Here is a 19,026-nt window from a genome sequence, read left to right as displayed (position 1 = left end):
CGGAGAAACGGACTTGACAATCATTCTCAGTGTATTGAGAATGATTGTCATGTTCCGCCGCCTCCCTCCTCTCGTCGCCCTGCTTCTCCTCGGGTTGCTGGTCACGGCGTGTGGCGGGATCGGCAGCACCGACGGGAAGCCCCAGGTGGTGACGTCCTTCTACCCGTTGCAGTTCGTCACGGAGCGCATCGTGGGCAACCATGCCCACGTCACCAACCTCACCAGCCCCGGAGCCGAGCCGCACGACCTGCAGCTGACCGTGCGCCAGGGAGTGCTGGTCTCGAACGCCGAGCTCGCGGTGTACGAGCACGGCCTCCAGCCCTCGGTCGACCAGGTGGTCACGAACGACCCGCCCCGGCACGCCGTCGACGTCGCTGACGTCGTACGGCTGTCCGCTGTGCCGCCGGGGCTCGGAGACGAGCACGCCACCGATGCGAAGGGCAACGCCGTCGATCCGCACTTCTGGCTCGACCCGACGCTCTTGGGCCGGGTGGCCGACCGGATCGCGGCGGTGATGGCGCGGGCGGACCCGAAGCATGCCGCGGACTACCGGGCGAACAACGCCGCGCTGCAGTCCGATCTGCGCTCGCTGGACCACGACTACCGCGTCGGTCTGGAGCACTGCAGATCCCGCACCCTGGTGGTCAGCCACGACGCGTGGGAGTACCTCGGCCGCCGCTACCACCTGCGGATCTATCCGATCGCGGGCATCTCCCCCGACGCCGAGCCGTCCCCGAAGCACCTCTCCGAGCTCTCCCAACTGATCCGCACCGACAAGATCACCACCGTCTTCACCGAACGGCTGGCGAGCCCGAAGCTGGCCGATGCCCTGGCCGGCGACCTCGGCATCCGTACGGCGGTGCTGGACCCGATCGAGGGCCTGTCCTCCGCGGATCCGCAGGCGACGTACCTGAGCCTCATGCGCGAGAACCTCGCGGCGATCCAGAAGGCGGACTCCTGCTCGTGAACGACGTCATCACGGTGAGCGATGCCGCGGTCTCGCTCAGCTCCCGACCGATCCTGCGGCACATCGACCTGGCCGTCCAGGCCGGCGAGGTGGTGGCCCTGCTCGGCGCCAACGGCTCCGGCAAGTCCACTCTGGTCAAGACGGTCGTCGGCCTGCACCCGACCACCAGCGGCGAGGTGCAGCTCTTCGGCGTACCGCTGCGGTCGTTCACCGACTGGCAGCGGATCGGGTACGTACCGCAGCGCTCGACGATCGCGCAGGGCGTGCCGGCCAGCGTGTGGGAGGTGGTCGCGTCGGGCCGGCTGGCCCGCCGCCGGCCGTTCTGGCCGCTGGGCCGTCAGGACCGCGAAGCGATCACGACCGCGATCGCACAGGTGGGACTGGGCGATCGCACCCATCACCAGGTCTCCACGCTCTCGGGCGGCCAGCAGCAGCGGGTGCTGATCGCCCGGACCCTGGCCGGACACCCCGGCCTCCTCGTCCTCGACGAGCCCAACGCGGGGGTGGACCTCGCCAGCCAGGCCGAGATCGCGCGCACTCTAGGTCAACGTGCTCAGGACGGCGCCACCATCCTCGTGGTCCTGCACGAGCTGGGTCCCTTCGCGCCGCTGGTCGACCGCACGGTGGTGATGCGTGACGGCCGGATCGAGTACGACGGTCCGCCCCGACCCGACCTGCAGGACCACGGCCACCACCACCTGCCGGCCGCGCGCACATCGCTCGGCCCGCAGGTGAGCGCGCCGCTGGAGGAACGCTGATGTTGGACGTCCTGACCTCCCCGCTGATGCTGCGCGCACTGATCGCGGCCGCGGTCACCGGCCTTGCGGCACCCACGGTCGGCACCTACCTGGTGCAGCGCCGCCTGTCCCTGCTCGGCGACGGCATCGGCCACATCTGCGTCACCGGGGTCGCACTGGGACTGCTCACCGGCACCTCGCCGACCTTCACCGCGGTCGTGGTCGCGGTCCTCGGTGCGCTGCTGATCGAGGCGATCCGCACGAGTGGCAAGGCGACCGCGGACGTGGCCCTGGCGCTGCTCTTCTACGGCGGCATCGCGGGCGGCCTGGTGCTGATCTCCTTGGCGGGCAACGGCGTCTTCGCGTTGCAGGGCTACCTGTTCGGCTCGATCACCGCGATCTCGTGGTCCGACGTCACCGTGAGCGTGCTGCTCGCCGCCGTCATCATGGTGCTGTCGGTGTTCCTGCTCCCCCAGCTGTTCGCGGTGGCGAATGACGAGGACTTCGCGCGCACCACCGGCATCCCGGTGCGGCTGTACACAACGCTGATCTCGGTCCTCGCGGCCGTGTCGGTGAGCATCGCGATGCGCACCGTCGGCCTGTTGCTGGTGAGCGCGCTGATGATCATCCCGGTCGCCACCGCCCAACAGTTCGCCCGCAGCTTCCGGCTGACCATGCTGGCCGCCACCGTGCTCGGCGTCCTCGCCGCCCTGATCGGGGTCACCACCACGGCGTTCGTCGACGCCCCTCCAGGCCCGATGATCGTGCTGGTCGCACTGGCCGGCTTCGCGATCACGGCGCCGATCGGCCTGGTGGTGCAGCGACGGCGGAAGGTCATGGTGCCCTTCGCCGACGGAGACCCCCTGGCTACCCCGGTCGAGGAGCCGCACCAGCACGAGCACGGTCCCGGCTGCGGTCACACCGCTGTTGAGCACGGCGACCACGTCGACTACATCCACGACGGACACCGGCATGCCGTACACGGAGGTCACTATGACGAGCACTGATCCGGGCAGCGAGCGGCTGCGACCGACCCGGCAGCGGCTGGCGGTCGCGGCAGCGCTCGAGTCCGTGGAGGACTTCCGGTCGGCGCAGGAGATCCACGAGGTCGTGCGCGCCGGTGGGGACAACGTCGGGCTGTCCACCGTCTATCGCACCCTGCAGGCCATGGCCGAGGGCGGCGAGCTGGATGTGCTGCGCGCCGAGAACGGCGAGTCGGTCTACCGCCGCTGCAGCACCACCCACCACCACCACCTGGTCTGCCGCGACTGCGGCGCGACCGTCGAGGTCGAGGGCCCCACCGTCGAGAAGTGGACCCGCGCCGTCGCCGCCGCCCACGGCTACTCCGAGGTCTCCCACACCCTGGAGATCTTCGGCACCTGCGCCGCCTGCAGCTGACTCCCCTGTTCACGTCGAGGCGGCGCAACGTTGCAGCCCACGGAGCGCGAGGCGGCGCAACGTTGCAGCCCTGCTCACGTCGAGGCGGCTCGCGCCTGTCAGGCGGCGCGGCGGCCGCGGCGCCGCGCGTCGATGATCCCGGCACGGATCACACGATCGACGTCCCAACGTGCCCCGAAGACGTTCTCGCGCCGGACCGCCCGCACGATCCAGTCGGTGTTCTCCATGATCCACCGACGACGTCTCCGGTCCGCCTCGAGCTGTTCCGGGGTGTGGTGGAACTCCCAGCCGTCGTACTCGACGGCGAAGCGAAGCTCGTCGTTCCCGACGTCCAGCCGGTAGGTCGTCGTAGACGACCGGTGCACCGGTCGCTGTGGCTCCGGGGCCGGCAGGTCGCTGAGATCGAGCCAGCGCAGCCTGATCACCGACTCGGCCGGCGATTCGGAGCGTGCGTCGATCAAGGGGGCGAGTGCCCGCAACTGCGTCACCCAGCGATAGCCACGGAACTGTTCGACCGCTGCAACGACATCCGCGACCGCGAAGAGCCCGAGCCGCGCGAGCATGTCCATGGCGCCCAGCGCCGCCGTACGAGGGAGCAGCCGGCCGAGGTCGCAGACCGTGCGCAGGGGTGTGGTCACCGCGAACCCGTTGAGCTCGGTGACGTGCCGGTCGGGCATCACCCGCTGGCCGCTGGCCATCAGGTCGTTGCGGAAGCGCTCACCGCGGTCGCGGTGGAAGACCGAGAGGCGGGGTACGACGAGGTGGTCGCCCGGGGCGAGGATCATCGACGCCCCGTGCAACCAGCCTGCGGTGCGATCGGTGACCACACCTCCGGGCGGCAGGACCATCCGTACGGCGGCGGCACGCAGATCGAGACTGTCCGGCACCTGCGCGGCGACGTACACGCCCTGGATCGGACGCCGGAGGAACCCGGCGTTGGCCAGCCTGGTCAGCTCGAAGGCGGGCACGCCCTCATGTCGTGCCTGTGCCGCAGTGAACGGGGCGTCCAGCGGCAGCGGGAAGCGGTCGTCGAGGAAGGTCTGGCCAGCATCGAGGTACGCGCGTGACATGCCCCGCATGGTCGCCGCATCAGCGCGATCCTGCTCCGGCAATCCACAGGCATTGCAAAGTTGAGCCGCCTCGGCGCGATCCTGTTGCACATTTGAGCCGCCTCGGCGGAAGATCAGGCCGACCCGTAGCGGCGGTTGCGCTGGGCGTAGATCTCGATGGCGTGCCAGAAGTCGAGGCGGTCGACGTCGGGCCACAGCACATCGGTGAAGACCATCTCGGAGTAGGCCGCCTGCCAGAGCATGAAGTTCGACAGCCGCTGCTCGCCCGACGTGCGCCAGACCATGTCAGCGTCAGCGAGCTCAGGGACGTAGAGGTAGCGGGCGAAGGTCCGCTCGTCGACCCGTTGGGGGTCCAGCCGGCCGGATCGGACGTCGCGGGCGATCCCGCGCGCCGCGTCGGCGAGCTCGGCGCGGCCGCCGTAGTTGACACACATCGTCAGGGTCAGCACGTCGTTGTCGGCGGTGAGCTCCTCGGCGATCCGAAGCTCCTTGATCACCGAACGCCACAGTCGCGGCTCGCGGCCGGCCCAGCGCACCTTCACCCCCAGCTCGTGCAGCTCCTCGCGTCGCCGCCGTACGACGTCGCGGTTGAAGCCCATCAGGAACCGGACCTCCTCGGGAGATCGCGACCAGTTCTCCGTCGAGAAGGCGTACGCCGAGACGGCCTTCACACCGATCTCGATCGCGCCCTTGACCACCTCGACCAGCGACTTCTCGCCCATCTCGTGGCCAGCGGTGCGGGGCAGCCCGCGTCGCTTCGCCCAGCGCCCGTTGCCGTCCATCACCACGGCGACATGGCCCGGCACCAGCTCCGGCGCCAGCACCGGCGGGGTGGCCCCGGAGGGGTGCGGGTCGGGTCGACGAAACTCTCGACGGCGGTTCCTCACGGGTGGCAAACCTACTCGGCGGCGAACGGCAGCGAGCGCAGGCTGCGCTCGAGATGCCAGTTCAGGTAGGCCGTCACCAGGCCACGCGCCTCGCGACGGTGGCGCAGCTCGGCGACGTCGACCACCGGCCAGTCCCCGGCCAGCAGGGCCCCGAGCAGCGCGACGGTCTCGGGTGCCGGACGGGCGGCGCCGGGCATCCGGCAGCCGGCGCAGAGCATCCCGCCGGCCGCCGGGTGGAACGCCGTGTGCGGACCCTCGAGGCCGCAACGCGCGCAACCGTCGAACGACGGCGCCCAGCCCGCGACCGAGAGGGAGCGCAGCAGGAACGACGCGAGCACGTCCCCGGGCCGGTGCTGGCCCGCGGCCATCGCGCGCAGTCCGCCGACCAGCAGGAGGTACTGCTGCAACGACGGCTCCCGCTCCTCGGGCACCAACCTCTCGGCCGTCTCGAGCATCACGCTGGCGGCCGTGTAGCGGTCGTAGTCGCCGCCGATCACCGACCCGAACGGATCGCGGGTCACCGCCTGGGTGATCGTGTCCAGGTTGCGCCCCTGCGCCAGCTGCAGGTCGACGTGGGTGAACGGCTCGAGCCGGGATCCGAACTTCGAGCTGGTACGCCGTACTCCCTTGGCGACCGCGCGGACCACGCCGTGCTGGCGGGTCAGCAGCGTGATGATCCGGTCCGCCTCGGCGAGCTTGCGGGTGCGCAGCACCACGCCTTCGTCGCTGTAGAGGGGCACCTCGCCATTGTCTCCCGTCCGTGGCTGCGCACCGAATCAACTCGCGGCACGCACGCCGGCATCGAGCGGCAGCCGTACGACGAACTCGGTGCCCACCCCGAGCTCACTAGCGACCGTGATCGACCCTCCGTGCGCCTCGACGATCTCCTTGCAGATCGACAGCCCCAGTCCGGCGCCCTGGATGGCGAGACGGTGCGCCTCGCGGGCCCGGTAGAAGCGGGTGAAGAGGTGCTCGAGCTCGTCGGGGGCGATCCCGATGCCGGTGTCGCGAACCGAGAGCCGTACCTCGCCCTCGCTCGCGTCGAGGCTGACCCGGATCTCGTCGCCCGCACGGCTGTACTTCAGCGCGTTCGCTACCAGGTTGTCCACGACCTGCCGGAGCCGGTGACCGTCGCCGGGCATCCGCAGCGACGGCGGGGCGTCGAGCTCGAGCACGACACCGGCCTCAGCCGCTCTGACCCGGCACGTGTCGACGCACTCGCGAACGGCGTCGGCAAGTTCGACCGGAGCGAGCTCGAGGGAGACGCCGGCATCGTGCTGGCCGACCTGCAACAGGTCGCTGACCAGCCGGATCAGTCGCTCGGCGTTGCGGGCCGCCGTGTCCAGGTAGCCGCGCGCCTGGTCGGGCACGCCCTCGATGTCGTCACGCACCACGTCGAGGTATCCGACGATGGACGTGAGCGGCGTGCGCAGCTCGTGGGACACGCTCGCGACGAAGTCCTGGCGGGCACGGAGCGCCCGGATCAGGTCGGTCACGTCGTGGTACGCAAGCACAGCGCCGGCGAATCGACCGTCACCGTCGCGCACCGAACGGGAGGAGACGGCGAGGGCGCGACGCTCAGCGGGATCGGCACCGACCCAGATGAGCTGGTCCTCGAACTCTTCGCCGCGGGCTGCCCGGGACGAGGGCATCCGGGCGGAGTCGGCCAGGGCGGTGACCCCGTCCTCGTCGTACACGGCGCCGAGCTGGCCGGCCAGCCCGTCGTGGCCCTCGGGGTAGGCCAGCGCCATGAACTCGAGGTGGCGCGGGTTCATGCTCGTGTAGCGGCCCTCGGCATCGATCGACACCAGGCCCACGTCGACGGTGGTCAGCACCGCCTCCTGGATGCGACGCTGCATGGTCAGTGCGGTCAGCGCCTCGGCCGCGCGCCGCTGGGACTGCTCGAGCACGCTGCGCTGTCTGGTCCAGCTGTCGGTGACGAGCGCCACCAGGGACGAGCACAGTCCGACGGTGACGAGCATCTGCACGGCGCGCGCAGCGTTGATCAGGGTCGCGCCCGAGGTGATCAGACCCGGGACCAGCATGCTCAGGGCCGTCGCCACGAGCGCGATCCACACGCCCCGCGCCTGGAACTGGAGACCCAGCCAGACAGCAGGGATCACCAGTGCGATCGCCACCGGGGAGGAGGTGTCCAGCCGGAGCAGGCCGAGGGCGACGATGTCGAGGACCGGCAGCGCCACCGAGAGCGACGCGGGCAGGCGGTGCATGCCGACCAGGGCAGCACCCACCGTGGCCAGCGCGACCAGCGCCCAGCCGAGGAACGCCGCGACGTCGTAGGCGTCGGGCCAGGCGCCACCGAACCGGAACCCGAGGTCGATCGCCACCGGCAGCAGCAAGGCGAGCTGGGCAGGCCTCGGGTCCGCACGCTGGCTGGCCAGCATGCGGAAGACCGCCTCGGCGTCGGGTCGACGCATCAGACCTCCCCACCCCCGACGCTAGTCAGTGCGGTTCCTCGCCGACGCCCCTCCGGACAGATCCGCGGTCGCGGACTAGACCACTTAGGTGCGCTGCACCCGCGCCGAGCCACGGTCGGCGGACCAGCAACGGGCGGCGAAGTCGAGGGCGACCGCGTCCAGCCGTTCGGGGTGCCGACGCCACTCGAGGACGTCGTGCGCCTCCACGAAGGTCGCCGCCGGCAGCTCGTCGGCGACCATGATCGCGTCGGCCGCGGGGTGCACCGGGTCGTGCCGGTGGCCCACGACCAGCGCAGGGACGTCGATCGTCCGGCGCAGCCGCGCAGGCGGTGCGATCCGGCCGAACAGCACCCCGTGGATCGCCGCCGCCATCGGTCGTGGCCGCTGGCTGAGGGCATCCAGGCCGATGCCGACCCAGAACGGCACCACCCCTCGCGGCACCGCGCGGGCCAGCAGTCGCACGCCGCGGACCGCGAACGGCGCCAGCCGCGAGACGAACAGCAAGGGCACGAACGCGACGATCCCCGCCTCGACCGCGTTGTCCAGAACCGGCATCTCGAGCAGCAGCCCCGCGACCCTGTCCGGGGCCAGCACAGCCACCTCGAGCGCGACGTTGGCCCCCAGGGAGGTGCCACCGACCACCGCCCGCTCCGCCCCCAACTCATCCAGCAGCACGACCACCTGCTCGGCGAAGGCCGTCACCGAGTAGGCGGCCGGGTCGTCAGGCCGATCGGACCTGCCGTGGCCGAGCAGGTCGAGGGTGACGACGTGGTGACCGTCGGCAGCGAGCCTGCGCGCCAGCGGCTGGTGCATCCTGCGCGACATCAGCTCGCCGTGGACCAGCACCACCCAGCGGTCGCCGCCGCCGTACTCGGTGTACTCGAGCCGGTGGTCGTCGAAGAAGAGCTGACCGATGCGCTCGGAGACAAGGCTCATGCAGGAAATCTAGTCGCCGGCGGCCGGGGTTCGTGGCAGCCTGCGCGCGTGGAGACCGAGTTGTGCGTGCTGACCCCGGACGACTGGGAGCTGTGGCGCGAGGTCCGGCTGCGCGCGCTCGCCGACGCGCCGGACGCGTTCGGGTCGACCCTGGCCCGCGAGCAGGCGTACGGCGAGGACGACTGGCGGGAGTGGCTGAACGAGCCCGCCGTGGTGGCGCTCGAGGACGGGGCTGCCGTCGCGTGCGGGGCGCTGTTCGCCAACCGGCCCGGCTACGCCGCGGTGGTCGCGATGTGGGTGGCCCCCGACCTTCGCGGTCGCGGGCTCTCGCGCCGGGTCCTCGACGTGCTCGTCGACTGGGCCGGCGCGCGAGGCCTGCGGGTGGAGCTCGGGGTCAACCGGCTCAACCCCGTGGCGCGCGCGGCCTACCTCGCCTACGGCTTCGCCCCGACCCCACGCTGCCACCCGCTGCGCGACGGCAGCGACAAGATCTGCGACGTGCTGGAGCTCGACGCGCCGGCCAGAGTGCTGGCGCGCATCGAGCAGTACTACGACGAGGTGCCGCGACTGGAGGCCGATGCCCGCGACGCGGGCCCGTTCACGCTGTTCGTGCGCCGAGGCACCGGCCACCCGTACTACGCCCGCCCGGGTCTCGGCCGGACCGCCTTCGAGGCCGAGGACATCGCCAGGGTGCTCGACCTGCAACGGACTCTCGGCGTGCCTCGCGCCCTCGAGTGGGTCGACGAGGTCACCCCCGGACTTCGCGCTGCGGTCATCGAGGCCGGTCACCGGCCGAGGCTGCACCCGCTGCTGGTGCTGGGCGACCTCTCGCCCGCCCCGCCGATGCAGCCGACAGCGTCCTGTTCGGTGCTGGCCGCCGACGACCCGCGCCTCGCCGAGATCTTCGGCGCCGTCAGCGCCGGTTTCGCGGAACGGGACGAGGTCGCCATCCACGAGATCGGTGCACGCGCCGAGGCGATCGCCGCCGGCCGGCTGGTGATCGTCGGTGCCTTCGCTCCCGACGGGCGCGCTGTCGGCGGTGGCTCCACCTCGCCGCGCGGCACCGTCACGGAGCTGGCCGGCATCGCGGTGCTGCCCCGGGCGCGGCGCCGGGGCACCGGAGCCGCACTCACCCGTGCCCTGGTCGGAGCAGCGCACGACGCCGGCTGCCGGACCGTCTTCCTATCGGCCGCCGACGACGCGGCCTGCCGCACCTACGAGCGGATCGGCTTCCGGCGCGCGGCGACGGCGTGCGTCCTCGAGCCCGATGCCTGAGACACCTGAGCCGCACACAGCAGCTCAGCGCCCCCGGTTGACCGCCGAGATCACGGCCTTGAGCGAGGCCGTCACGATGTTGGCGTCCACACCCACGCCCCACCGGATCTCGCCACCGACCGCACACTCGACGTACGCCGCGGCCAGCGCGTCGCCACCCGATGACAGGGCGTGCTCGGCGTAGTCGAGCACGCGGAGATCCCCGCGATGGTCGTACGCCGCGTTGCCGCGCTCCTGCTCCGCGGCGGCCAACTCGTTGAGAGCATTGACGAACGCCTCGATCGGGCCGTTGCCGATGCCCTGCAGGGACTTCAGCTCACCGTCGACGTAGACGTTGACCGAGAGCGCGTCCTTCTCGCCTGCCGCGCTGGAGGTGTGCACGGAGTTCAGCTTCAGCGGCGACTCCCGATCGAGGTACTCCGCGCGGAACGCCTGCCAGATCTCGTCGGGCGACATCTCGCCGCCCTCGTCGTCGGTGTGCCGCTGCACGGCCCCGCTGAACTCGATCTGCAGCCTGCGCGGCAGATCCAGCTTGTGCTCGGACTTGAGGATGTAGGCCACCCCGCCCTTGCCGGACTGGCTGTTGACCCGGATCACCGCCTCGTAGGTGCGGCCCACGTCCTTGGGGTCGATCGGCAGGTAGGGCGCCTCCCAGGGGTGCTCCTCGACCGGGTGGCCGGCGTCGCTGGCCTCCTGCTCAAGTGCTTCCAACCCCTTCTTGATCGCGTCCTGGTGCGATCCGGAGAAGGCGGTGTAGACGAGGTCGCCGGCGTACGGGTGTCGAGGGTGCACCGGCAGCTGTGTGCAGTACTCGACGGTACGACGGATCTCGTCGATCTCGGAGAAGTCGACCATCGGCTCGATGCCCTGGCTGAACAGGTTCATCCCCAGGGTCACCAGGTCGACGTTGCCGGTCCGCTCGCCGTGGCCGAACAGGCACCCCTCGACGCGGTCGGCGCCGGCCATCATCGCCAGCTCGGTCGCCGCCACCGCCGTACCGCGGTCGTTGTGCGGGTGCAGGCTGATCACGGTGTTCTCCCGGCGGGTCAGCTGGCGGGAGAACCACTCGATCTGGTCGGCGTACACGTTGGGCGTGGCGACCTCGACGGTGGCGGGCAGGTTGAGGATGATCTCGCGCCCGTCGTCGGGCTGCCAGACGTCGCTGACGGCCTCGCACACCTCGACGCTGAACGGCAGCTCCGTGGAGGTGAAGATCTCCGGGGAGTACTCGTAGCCGATGACGGTGGCATCGAGGTTGGCCTCGGCGTGCTTCATCACCATCCGGGTGCCCTGGACGGCGATGTCCTTGATCTCGTCGGTGCTCGCTCGGAAGACCACGCGCCGGAAGAGCGGAGCCAGCGCGTTGTAGAGATGGATGTTGGCGTGGTGCACGCCGACCAGCGACTGGGTGGTGCGCTCGATCAGGTCCTCACGGGCCTGGGTGAGCACCGAGATCGTGACGTCCTCGGGAACGCGGTCCTGCTCTACGAGCTGGCGGACGAAGGCGAAGTCGGTCTCGCTGGCCGACGGGAAGCCGACCTCGATCTCCTTGTAGCCCATCTTCACGAGGAGGTCGAACATCTTCATCTTGCGGGCCGGCGTCATCGGGTCGATCAGCGCCTGGTTGCCGTCGCGCAGGTCGGTGGAGAGCCAGCGCGGCGCGTGGGTGATCGTGCGCGACGGCCAGGTCCGGTCAGGCAGGTCGATCGGCGGGAACGGCCGGTAGCGGTGGATGGGCATCCCGCCGGGACGCTGGGTGTTCGCGGGGTGGGCCTCTTGGGGCCGGGGCTGCTGGGTCATGATCGTCTCTCGCTTGGGAATCGGTGCCGGCGAACGCGAACACTCCGCAGCGAGGGTGTCCGGCTGGTTCAGACCCCGCTGCGGCAGCGAAGGAGCAGGCTGCGCATCATGACCCCTGCAGCCTAACAGCAGCCGCTGTCGGACCGGTGCGCGAGATCTGCCAAAACGGGGACGGGACCGGCGACGGTCCTCTAGCGTCCGAGGATGCGAACGTCCCAGCGTTCCATCCACTTCGTCGTGGCGGCCACTCTCGCTGCCGCGACTCTCTCGTTCGCGGGCCCGCCAGCCCTCGCGGCGACCGGGACCCGGACCGCGACACAGGACGCGCCCAACGCACGTCACGCACGGGTGCTCAAGGCCACGCACGGTGAGTCGCGTCCGCTGCGGACGCTGCCGGCGGCGCAGGGCCACGGGAGCGGTCATGCTGCGCTCACCCGGAACCGACCCACGGGTGGAACCGGTGCGCCGACGCGAGAGGCCCAGTCCGCCGCACCCACGGGTCAGGCCTTCACGGCGCCGCAGCAGAACTTCGAGGGCATGGGGCACAGCATCACCGGCTTCAAAGGGGGCGGCACCCCTCCGGACCCGAACAGCGACGTCAGCGCCACCCAGATCGTCGAGGTCGTCAACACCTCGGTCGCGGTGTTCTCCAAGACCGGCGAGCTGCTGCACCCACCGGTCGCCACGGGCTCGCTCTTCGCCTCGCTCTCGAACGCATGCGGAACCCGCAACGACGGCGATGGCGTGGTCCGGTACGACGCGCTCGCGCACCGTTGGCTCATCGCGCAGTTCGCGATCCCCACCGACGACGGCCAGCCCGGACCCGACTACGAATGCGTCGCGGTCAGCGCGACCGACGATGCCACGGGCGCGTACCACGTGTACGCCTTCGCCGATGCCTTCGGCGGCTTCCCCGACTACGGCAAGTTCGGCGTGTGGCCGGACGCTTACTACGCGACGTTCAACGACTTCGACGGCGACGAGAGCGGCTACCTCGGCGACGTGAGCTGCGCGTACGACCGGACGTCGATGCTGGCAGGCGACCCTGCCACCGAGCAGTGCATCAACCTCGGGTCCGGCGTCTTCGGGCTACTGCCAGCCGACCTCGAGGGCCCGACGCCCCCACCGGCCGGTGCCCCCAACTACCAGCTCGCACTCGCAAGCACGGGCGATGCGAGCTCGCTCCTCGCCTGGGAGTTCCACGTCGACTGGGCCGCCCCGGCGAACACCACCCTCACCCCACAGCCGGCCATCGTCGTGCCGCGCTACGCGGCAGCATGTGAGTTCTACAGCCGCAACCGGTGCATCCCGGAGCCTGCGGGCGGCGAGACCCTCGAGAGCCTCGGCGACCGGCTGATGTTCCCGCTGACCTACCGGAGCTTCGGCGCTGACGGGATGCTGACGGTCAGCCACGCCGTGAGCGCCGGCAGCACGACGGGAGAGCGCTGGTACCAGCTGCAGGTCGATCCGGCGAACGCGATCACGCTCGACCAGTCGGGCACCTTCGCACCGAGCGACAGCCAGTATCGCTTCATGGGCTCGATCACGTCCGACCACGCCAACGACCTGGCCCTGGGCTACAGCACGTCCAGCGGCTCGACGTACCCCGACATCCGCTACACCGGACGGCTCGCGGCTGACCCTGCCGGGACGATGACACAGAGCGAGCGGACGATCTTCTCGGGCACCGGCTACGAGACGACGTACGGGAGGTGGGGCGACTACTCGAGCATGGACATCGATCCGGCCGACGACTGCACGTTCTGGTACACCAACGAGTACTACACGCCGAGCACCACCTACACCCAGTGGAACACCCGGATCGCATCCTTCACGAACCCCACCTGCGGCTCCGGTGAGTTCGGGATGTCATTGTCCTCGAGCTCCGGCCACACCGGCCGGGGACAGGCGTCGACGACCGTGCGCACCTCGCTGGCGTCCGGGTCGCCGGGGAGCATCGGGCTCAGCGTCAGCGGCGTGCCGGCAGGCGCGACGGCGACGGTCGACAAGCCGACGGTGAGCGCCGGCGGCTCGGCGACGCTCACCTTCGACGCCGGTACCGCGCCGGCGGGCACGTACCGTCTGGTCGTCACGGGACATTCGCCGACTGCGCGTCACTCCGTCGAGTACGACGTCACCGTGACCAACGACTTCGACCTCTCGCTCAGTCCCACATCCGCGACCGCGACCGCCGCGGGACCGCTCCCGGCGGCGACGGTCAGCACCTCGCTGGTCTCGGGCACGGCCGGCACGCTGGATCTCTCGGTCACCGGCGTCCCCCAGGGCGCGACCGCGACCCTCGGCGCGCCGTCCGTCACCACCGGCGGTGGCACGACTCTGACCGTCGATCCCGGCACCGCGTTGGCCGGTGTCTACCCGATCACGCTCACGGCCACCGACTCGCGACCCGACGGGGCAGTACGCCACGCGACCTACCGGCTGACGATCGTTCCGGACTACTCCCTGGCCCTCGACCCCACCTCGGGCACCGCCAGCGGACCGGCCGCCGTGACCACGACCGTGAACACCACCGCCGGCTTCGGTGGCGCGGCACCCCTCGCACTCAGCGCATCCGGACTGCCCTCGGGCGCGCACGCCAGGTTCTCTCCCTCGACCGTGAGCGCCGGCGCGAGCAGCACGCTCGCCATCGACCCGGGGTCCGCGGCCAACGGCACGTACGAGGTCACCGTCACAGCGCACAACAGCACCGGCCCGGGGACCGATCGGACGGCGCGGTTCGACCTCACTGTGGATCGTGACACGACCGCTCCGCAGGTGACGCTGCATGCCCCGCCCGCCGTCACGCTGGCGGGGTCCGTCCCGTTGTCATGGAACGGCTCCGACGCCGGTTCCGGAGTGGCGTCGTACCAGCTGCGCCAGCACAGCGCGACACCCACCGGCGGCTTCGGGGCATGGACGATCCCGAGCGCCTGGCGGCACCTGACCGCCACCAGCGTCACCGCGGCGGGTCTCACCCGCGGCCGGGAGTACTGCTACTCGGTCCGGGCGACCGACGCATCAGGCAACACCTCATCCTGGACGCCACCGCGGTGTGTCATCCGGGCACTCGACGACCGCGCGCTGGTGCGGTCGGCGCACTGGAAGCACCCGTCTAACGCGCACTGGTGGAACCACACGGCCACCACGAGCAAGACCAGGCACGCCAGCCTCACCCTCGCCCACGCGCAGGTGTCGCGACTCGGAGTGCTGGTCTCCCGCTGCCCGACGTGCGGGAAGCTCGGCGTCTACGTGGGCACGCACCAGATCGGCGTGGTCAACCTCAAGGGGCCGAGGGCGAATCAGCGGATCGTCATGCTCCCGCGGTTCGCCCTTCGTTCCGGGACGGTGAAGCTCATCGTCCTCACGAGTCGCAAATCGGTGATCGTCGACGGGCTGTTCGCCGCTCGCAGCTGAGTCGCTCGGGCGGGCCGCTGGGCGCGACGAGGACAGTCCGGCCGCCTGTGCGACGAGGTCCGGCGTCGGCGCCCGTGGCTGCTTGTCGGTGCACACCGGTAGCGTCGTCGCAGGCTTCGTCGTGAAAGGACCTCCCGTGGTGGACTACCGTCTCGAGCTCGTGATCCTCCCCGTCGCCGACGTCGACCGGGCCGTCGCCTTCTACGGCACCACCCTGGGTTGGTCGGTCGACCACGACCAGACCGTCAGTGACGAGGTGCGGTTCGTCCAGGTCACGCCGCCCGGGTCTGCGGCGTCGATCGCGTTCGGCCGGGGCCTGACCAGCGCCGAGCCCGGCTCGGTCAGCGGGCTCCAGGTCGTGGTGGCCGATGCCGACGCCGCACACGACGACCTGGCCGGTCGCGGGGTCACGGTGGAGCCGGTCGAGGAGCTCCCGTGGGGCCGCTTCGTGCACTTCACCGACCCGGACGGCAACGCCTGGCACGTCCAGCAGCTCCCCGCGTGGTCCGGCGCCTGAGCGGGCACCTGCGAGCATGCCCAGCCTGTTGGTGGTCCACCACTCCCCGACCCGGTCGTTGCACGCTCTCACCGAGGCCGTCCTGGCCGGTGCGCACGACGACGCGATCGAGGGCGTGGAGGTCGTCGTACGACCCGCGCTCGAGGCCACGGCCGCCGACGTGCTCGGCGCCGACGGCTACCTGCTCGGGACCACCGCGAACTTCGGATACATGTCCGGCGCGCTCAAGCACTTCTTCGACTCCACCTTCCTCCAGGTGGGCGGGGCGCTGGATCCCAGCGGCGCCGCGGGCGAGTCGGCAGGGCAGACCACCGGCAGACCCTTCGGCCTCTACGTGCACGGCCGCTACGACACCACGGGCGCGGTCCGGTCCGTGCTCTCGATCGTCGGCGCACTGGGCTGGCGGCAGGGATTCGAGGTCCTCGAGGCGATGGGCGACGTCACCGACGCCGACACGGCAAGGGCCTATGAGCTCGGCGCTACGCTCGCGGCGTTGCTCATCGACTGACGGCTGACGGGGAGGCACCGATGCGCCTATCCGCCCTGCTCGCCCTCGTCGTGCTGCTCCCCCTCGTGCTCGGCGGTTGCGGCGCGAAGCCGGCGCCGTCGGACCGGACGACGCCGCCGCGCGTCGGCGCCTGTCGGGACTTGGACACCCAGGACGTCGCGGCGCACACCGACGACACCCCGACCGTGGCCTGCAGCCGCCCGCACACGGCCCAGACGTTCCTGGTCGGCCGGCTGCCTCGCCGTACCGGTGCGTCGTACGACGATCGCTGGCACGGCAGCCACGTCTACGACACCTGCGGCCCGGCGTTCGAGCGATTCCTCGGTGCCGACGACAGCCTGGTGATGCGGATCCGGATCAGCTGGGTCTGGTTCCGGCCCTCCGCGGCTGCCTGGAAGAGGGGCGCGCGCTGGTTCCGCTGCGACGCAGTCGGGGGCCCGGACGGTGCGCGCCGGCTGGCCTACCTCCCGACGGTGACCAAGGGACTGTTCCAGGGCCGGCCGGCCCAGCAGTGGCTCGCATGCTCGCGCGGCAGCACGTTCGCCGGGTCGACCCGGGTGCCGTGCTCGGCGCGCCACGACTGGCGGGCGATCGCAACGGTCAAGCTCGGTCAGCCCGATGATCCCTATCCCGGTGACCGGATCTCCGAGGTCCGTGCCCGCGACTACTGCTCCGACCAGGTCGGGGCCTGGCTGAACTACGCCCTGGACTATGGCTACGGCTACACCTACTTCCACGCCGCGGAGTGGCGGGCGGGCAACCGGCGAGCGGTCTGCTGGGCGGAGACCGACCAGTGACGGTCCCGGTCCCGAGCAGACCGGCTTCCCGAGGGGGCAGACCGTTGCGGAAGACTGGACCGTGATGGACGGGCGACTGAGGAACCTGGGCACGGCACTGGCCGCTGCCCTGCTGGTCGTCTCCGCGGCAGGATGCACCAGCAGCCCGTCCTCGGCCCCTTCGACGGTGGACATCACCCCGACCGCTCAGCCGAGGCCCGCGCCTCCCCCGCGGATGGGCAGCTGCCACCGGCTGGGCTTCCGACAGGCAATGCGACCGACGGCGGGCACCGGCTCCGTCCCCTGCTCGGCTCGGCACACCTCGGTGACGATGTTCGTGGGCACCTTCGACCCGGTCGTCGACGGGCACCTGATGGCCGTCGACTCCGGCACCGTGCAGAAGCAGCTGGCGGACAGGTGCCCGCGCCGGTTGACGTCGTACGTCGGCGGCACCGAGACCGCCCGCAGGCTCAGCCGACTGACCACGGTCTGGTTCGGGCCGACCGTCGCCCAGGCCGACCTCGGCGCCCGATGGTTCCGCTGCGACCTGGTGGCGCTGCGCAGCGACGGGCGCCTGGCGCCGCTCGACGCACGGATGCGTGGCGTCCTCGACCACAACGACGCACTGAGCACCTGGGGCACCTGTGGCACCACGGCGCCGTCGGCCAGGGGCTTCCAGCGGGTGGTGTGCTCCCGACCGCACCAGTGGCGGGCTGTCGACGTTGTCCCGCTCCCCGCCGGAACCCACTTCCTGGGCAGAGCCGCCAGCAAGGAAGCCGACTCGCGCTGCCATGACATCGCCAGCGCGCGTGCGGGGACGCGACTGAAGTTCACCTGGAGCTTCGAGTGGCCCACCCGGCAGCAATGGGACTCCGGACAGCGGTACGGCTACTGCTGGCTGCCCGAATCCTGAGCCGGAACACCCGGCCCGGGGCCGCCTGCGGACACTGGAACTGCGAGACTGCAACGTCACGAATTGGCCACGAACTCGAAAACGGCGCAACGCCGGACGAACTTCGCGCGTCAAGAGGTTGACGATGACGACGAGAGGAACGACATGTTGGTCAGAGCGCGACTGATCGGCGCCGCCACCCTGTGTGCCGGAGCCCTGGCCTTCACGGGCTGTGCCGGCGCCCCCGGAGCGAACGGGTCCGGTGGGGCCAGCTCGGTCACGGCCCACGACGTCGGCCACGTGACACCGCCCGCGCGGGTCAGCATGTCGCCGAGTCCCGACAAGCGGGTCCGCTGGTCGGCGCACCCGACGCTGCTGGCGACCCACGGAACGATCGCCTCAGTGCGGGTCGTCCCACGGGCTGGCGGCTCTGCGGTGTCAGGGTTGCTCGGCCAGCACGGCGAGCGGTGGCGCGTCACCTCCCGGCTGACGCCGAACACCCGCTACCGCGCCACCGTGCGGCTCCTCGACGCTGCCGGGCACCCGGCAACCCGGCACCTCTCCTTCCGAACCACCCCGGCGACCAACACCCTGTCGATGTCGGCCACCCCTGGCGACGGCTGGACTCGCGGGGTAGGTGAGACCTTGCAGGTGAGCTTCAACCGTCCGGTCAGCGCCCGGGCTGCGCTCGAGAAGCACATGTTCGTGACCGACTCCTCCGGCAAGCGGGTCCACGGCGGCTGGCACTGGTACTCCGACACCGTCGCCCACTTCCGGCCCCGACACTTCTGGCCGGCGAACAGCACGTTCACCGCGCACGTCGACCTCCAGGATGTGTACGTCGGCCACGGCGTCTGGGGCGACCGGAACCACGACTGGTCGTGGCACACCAGCAACGCCCACATCTCCTACGTGAACGCGGACACGCATCGCTTCCGGGTCACGGTCAACGGCCGTCAGATCGCCGATTGGCCCACCGGCATGGGGCAGCCCGGGTTCGAGACCCGCGACGGCGTCTACCGAGTGCTGATGAAGACCCACCAGACTGAGATGGACTCCTGCAGTGTCGGCCTCGGCTGCACCAAGAGCTCACCGACGTACTACGACCTACAGGTGAAGTGGGACGTCCGACTGACCGACTCGGGCACGTTCGTCCACGCCGCGCCCTGGGACAGCCAACTCGGCGCTGCGAACACCTCCCACGGCTGCATCCACCTCTCCACTGCCAACGCCACCCGCTTCTATGAGATGTCCGAGCCCGGCGACATCGTGATCGTGCGAGGAACCGGTCGGGCCGCGAACCCCGACGACCCGGGGATGATGGACTGGAACATCCCCTGGTCGCAGTGGGCGAACTGATCGGGACAAGACCGGTGGCCCCGGCTGGCGGGGGCCCGTATCCAAACACCGGCCG

General features: G+C 70.8%; 17 protein-coding genes. 11 read left to right on the top strand and 6 right to left on the bottom strand.

The features are described from left to right. The first annotated feature begins 49 nt into the window (after window positions 1-49). The 4 genes from Q9R13_RS00245 to Q9R13_RS00230 are packed head-to-tail and all read left to right on the top strand — an operon-like array spanning window position 50 to window position 3,102. The gene (locus Q9R13_RS00245) at window positions 50-967 is read left to right on the top strand and encodes a metal ABC transporter substrate-binding protein (protein WP_310963023.1); all 918 of its coding nucleotides are present in this window, start codon (window positions 50-52) and stop codon (window positions 965-967) included. Then, on the top strand, window positions 964-1,725 hold the full coding sequence (locus Q9R13_RS00240; protein WP_310963022.1) for a metal ABC transporter ATP-binding protein: 762 nt from the start codon (window positions 964-966) through the stop codon (window positions 1,723-1,725). Before Q9R13_RS00245 ends, Q9R13_RS00240 begins: the two co-directional genes overlap by 4 nt. Continuing rightward, a complete protein-coding gene (locus Q9R13_RS00235) occupies window positions 1,725-2,711 on the top strand; it encodes a metal ABC transporter permease (protein WP_310963021.1) in 987 nt (328 codons plus the stop codon). The genes Q9R13_RS00240 and Q9R13_RS00235 overlap by 1 nt, the downstream gene beginning before the upstream one ends. After that, window positions 2,698-3,102 (top strand): Fur family transcriptional regulator, encoded by a 405-nt coding sequence (locus Q9R13_RS00230; RefSeq protein WP_310963020.1) that lies wholly within the window; start codon window positions 2,698-2,700, stop codon window positions 3,100-3,102. The genes Q9R13_RS00235 and Q9R13_RS00230 overlap by 14 nt, the downstream gene beginning before the upstream one ends. 98 nt (window positions 3,103-3,200) lie before the next feature. Here the strand turns inward: Q9R13_RS00230 and Q9R13_RS00225 are convergent, their stop codons facing one another. The 5 genes from Q9R13_RS00225 to Q9R13_RS00205 form a co-directional block, all read right to left on the bottom strand. After that, a complete protein-coding gene (locus Q9R13_RS00225; protein WP_310963019.1) occupies window positions 3,201-4,172 on the bottom strand; it encodes a hypothetical protein in 972 nt (323 codons plus the stop codon). A gap of 113 nt (window positions 4,173-4,285) precedes the next feature. Continuing rightward, entirely contained in the window at window positions 4,286-5,059 is a 774-nt protein-coding gene (locus Q9R13_RS00220) for an isoprenyl transferase (protein WP_310963018.1), read from the bottom strand. Window positions 5,060-5,070: 11 nt separating this feature from the next. After that, a complete protein-coding gene (gene recO / locus Q9R13_RS00215; RefSeq protein WP_310963017.1) occupies window positions 5,071-5,799 on the bottom strand; it encodes a DNA repair protein RecO in 729 nt (242 codons plus the stop codon). 36 nt (window positions 5,800-5,835) lie between these two features. Then, a complete protein-coding gene (locus Q9R13_RS00210) occupies window positions 5,836-7,494 on the bottom strand; it encodes a sensor histidine kinase (RefSeq protein WP_310963016.1) in 1,659 nt (552 codons plus the stop codon). An 84-nt stretch (window positions 7,495-7,578) separates the two neighbouring features. Further along, window positions 7,579-8,430, bottom strand: coding sequence for an alpha/beta fold hydrolase (locus tag Q9R13_RS00205; protein WP_310963015.1), 852 nt, complete (start codon window positions 8,428-8,430; stop codon window positions 7,579-7,581). A gap of 48 nt (window positions 8,431-8,478) precedes the next feature. Here Q9R13_RS00205 and Q9R13_RS00200 point away from each other — a divergent pair, with 48 nt between their 5' ends. Further along, complete coding sequence (locus tag Q9R13_RS00200; RefSeq protein ID WP_310963014.1) at window positions 8,479-9,705, top strand: GNAT family N-acetyltransferase; 1,227 nt, start codon at window positions 8,479-8,481, stop codon at window positions 9,703-9,705. Between the two features lie 24 nt (window positions 9,706-9,729). Here the strand turns inward: Q9R13_RS00200 and leuA are convergent, their stop codons facing one another. After that, window positions 9,730-11,505, bottom strand: coding sequence for a 2-isopropylmalate synthase (leuA, locus tag Q9R13_RS00195; protein WP_310963013.1), 1,776 nt, complete (start codon window positions 11,503-11,505; stop codon window positions 9,730-9,732). A 204-nt stretch (window positions 11,506-11,709) separates the two neighbouring features. Between leuA and Q9R13_RS00190 the strand changes: the two genes are divergently transcribed. From Q9R13_RS00190 to Q9R13_RS00165, 6 genes are all read left to right on the top strand, one after another. Then, window positions 11,710-14,919 (top strand): fibronectin type III domain-containing protein, encoded by a 3,210-nt coding sequence (locus Q9R13_RS00190; protein ID WP_310963012.1) that lies wholly within the window; start codon window positions 11,710-11,712, stop codon window positions 14,917-14,919. Window positions 14,920-15,055: 136 nt separating this feature from the next. Next, window positions 15,056-15,436 (top strand): glyoxalase superfamily protein, encoded by a 381-nt coding sequence (locus Q9R13_RS00185; RefSeq protein ID WP_310963011.1) that lies wholly within the window; start codon window positions 15,056-15,058, stop codon window positions 15,434-15,436. Window positions 15,437-15,452: 16 nt separating this feature from the next. Then, window positions 15,453-15,944 (top strand): flavodoxin family protein, encoded by a 492-nt coding sequence (locus tag Q9R13_RS00180; protein ID WP_310963010.1) that lies wholly within the window; start codon window positions 15,453-15,455, stop codon window positions 15,942-15,944. Window positions 15,945-15,964: 20 nt separating this feature from the next. Further along, window positions 15,965-16,741 carry a septum formation family protein gene (locus Q9R13_RS00175; RefSeq protein WP_310963009.1) on the top strand — a complete coding sequence of 259 codons (777 nt, stop codon included), beginning with the start codon at window positions 15,965-15,967 and terminating at the stop codon, window positions 16,739-16,741. A gap of 64 nt (window positions 16,742-16,805) precedes the next feature. Then, window positions 16,806-17,633, top strand: a complete 828-nt coding sequence (locus tag Q9R13_RS00170; RefSeq protein WP_310963008.1) for a septum formation family protein — start codon at window positions 16,806-16,808, stop codon at window positions 17,631-17,633. Window positions 17,634-17,777: 144 nt separating this feature from the next. Then, window positions 17,778-18,971 (top strand): L,D-transpeptidase, encoded by a 1,194-nt coding sequence (locus tag Q9R13_RS00165; protein WP_310963007.1) that lies wholly within the window; start codon window positions 17,778-17,780, stop codon window positions 18,969-18,971. Window positions 18,972-19,026 lie beyond the last annotated feature (55 nt).

This window comes from Nocardioides marmorisolisilvae (assembly GCF_031656915.1).
In the GTDB taxonomy this organism is placed as follows: Bacteria; Actinomycetota; Actinomycetes; order Propionibacteriales; family Nocardioidaceae; genus Marmoricola; species Marmoricola terrisoli.
The sequence above is the reverse complement of the archived record's forward strand: the minus strand, read 5'-3'. Positions and strand labels throughout refer to the sequence as shown.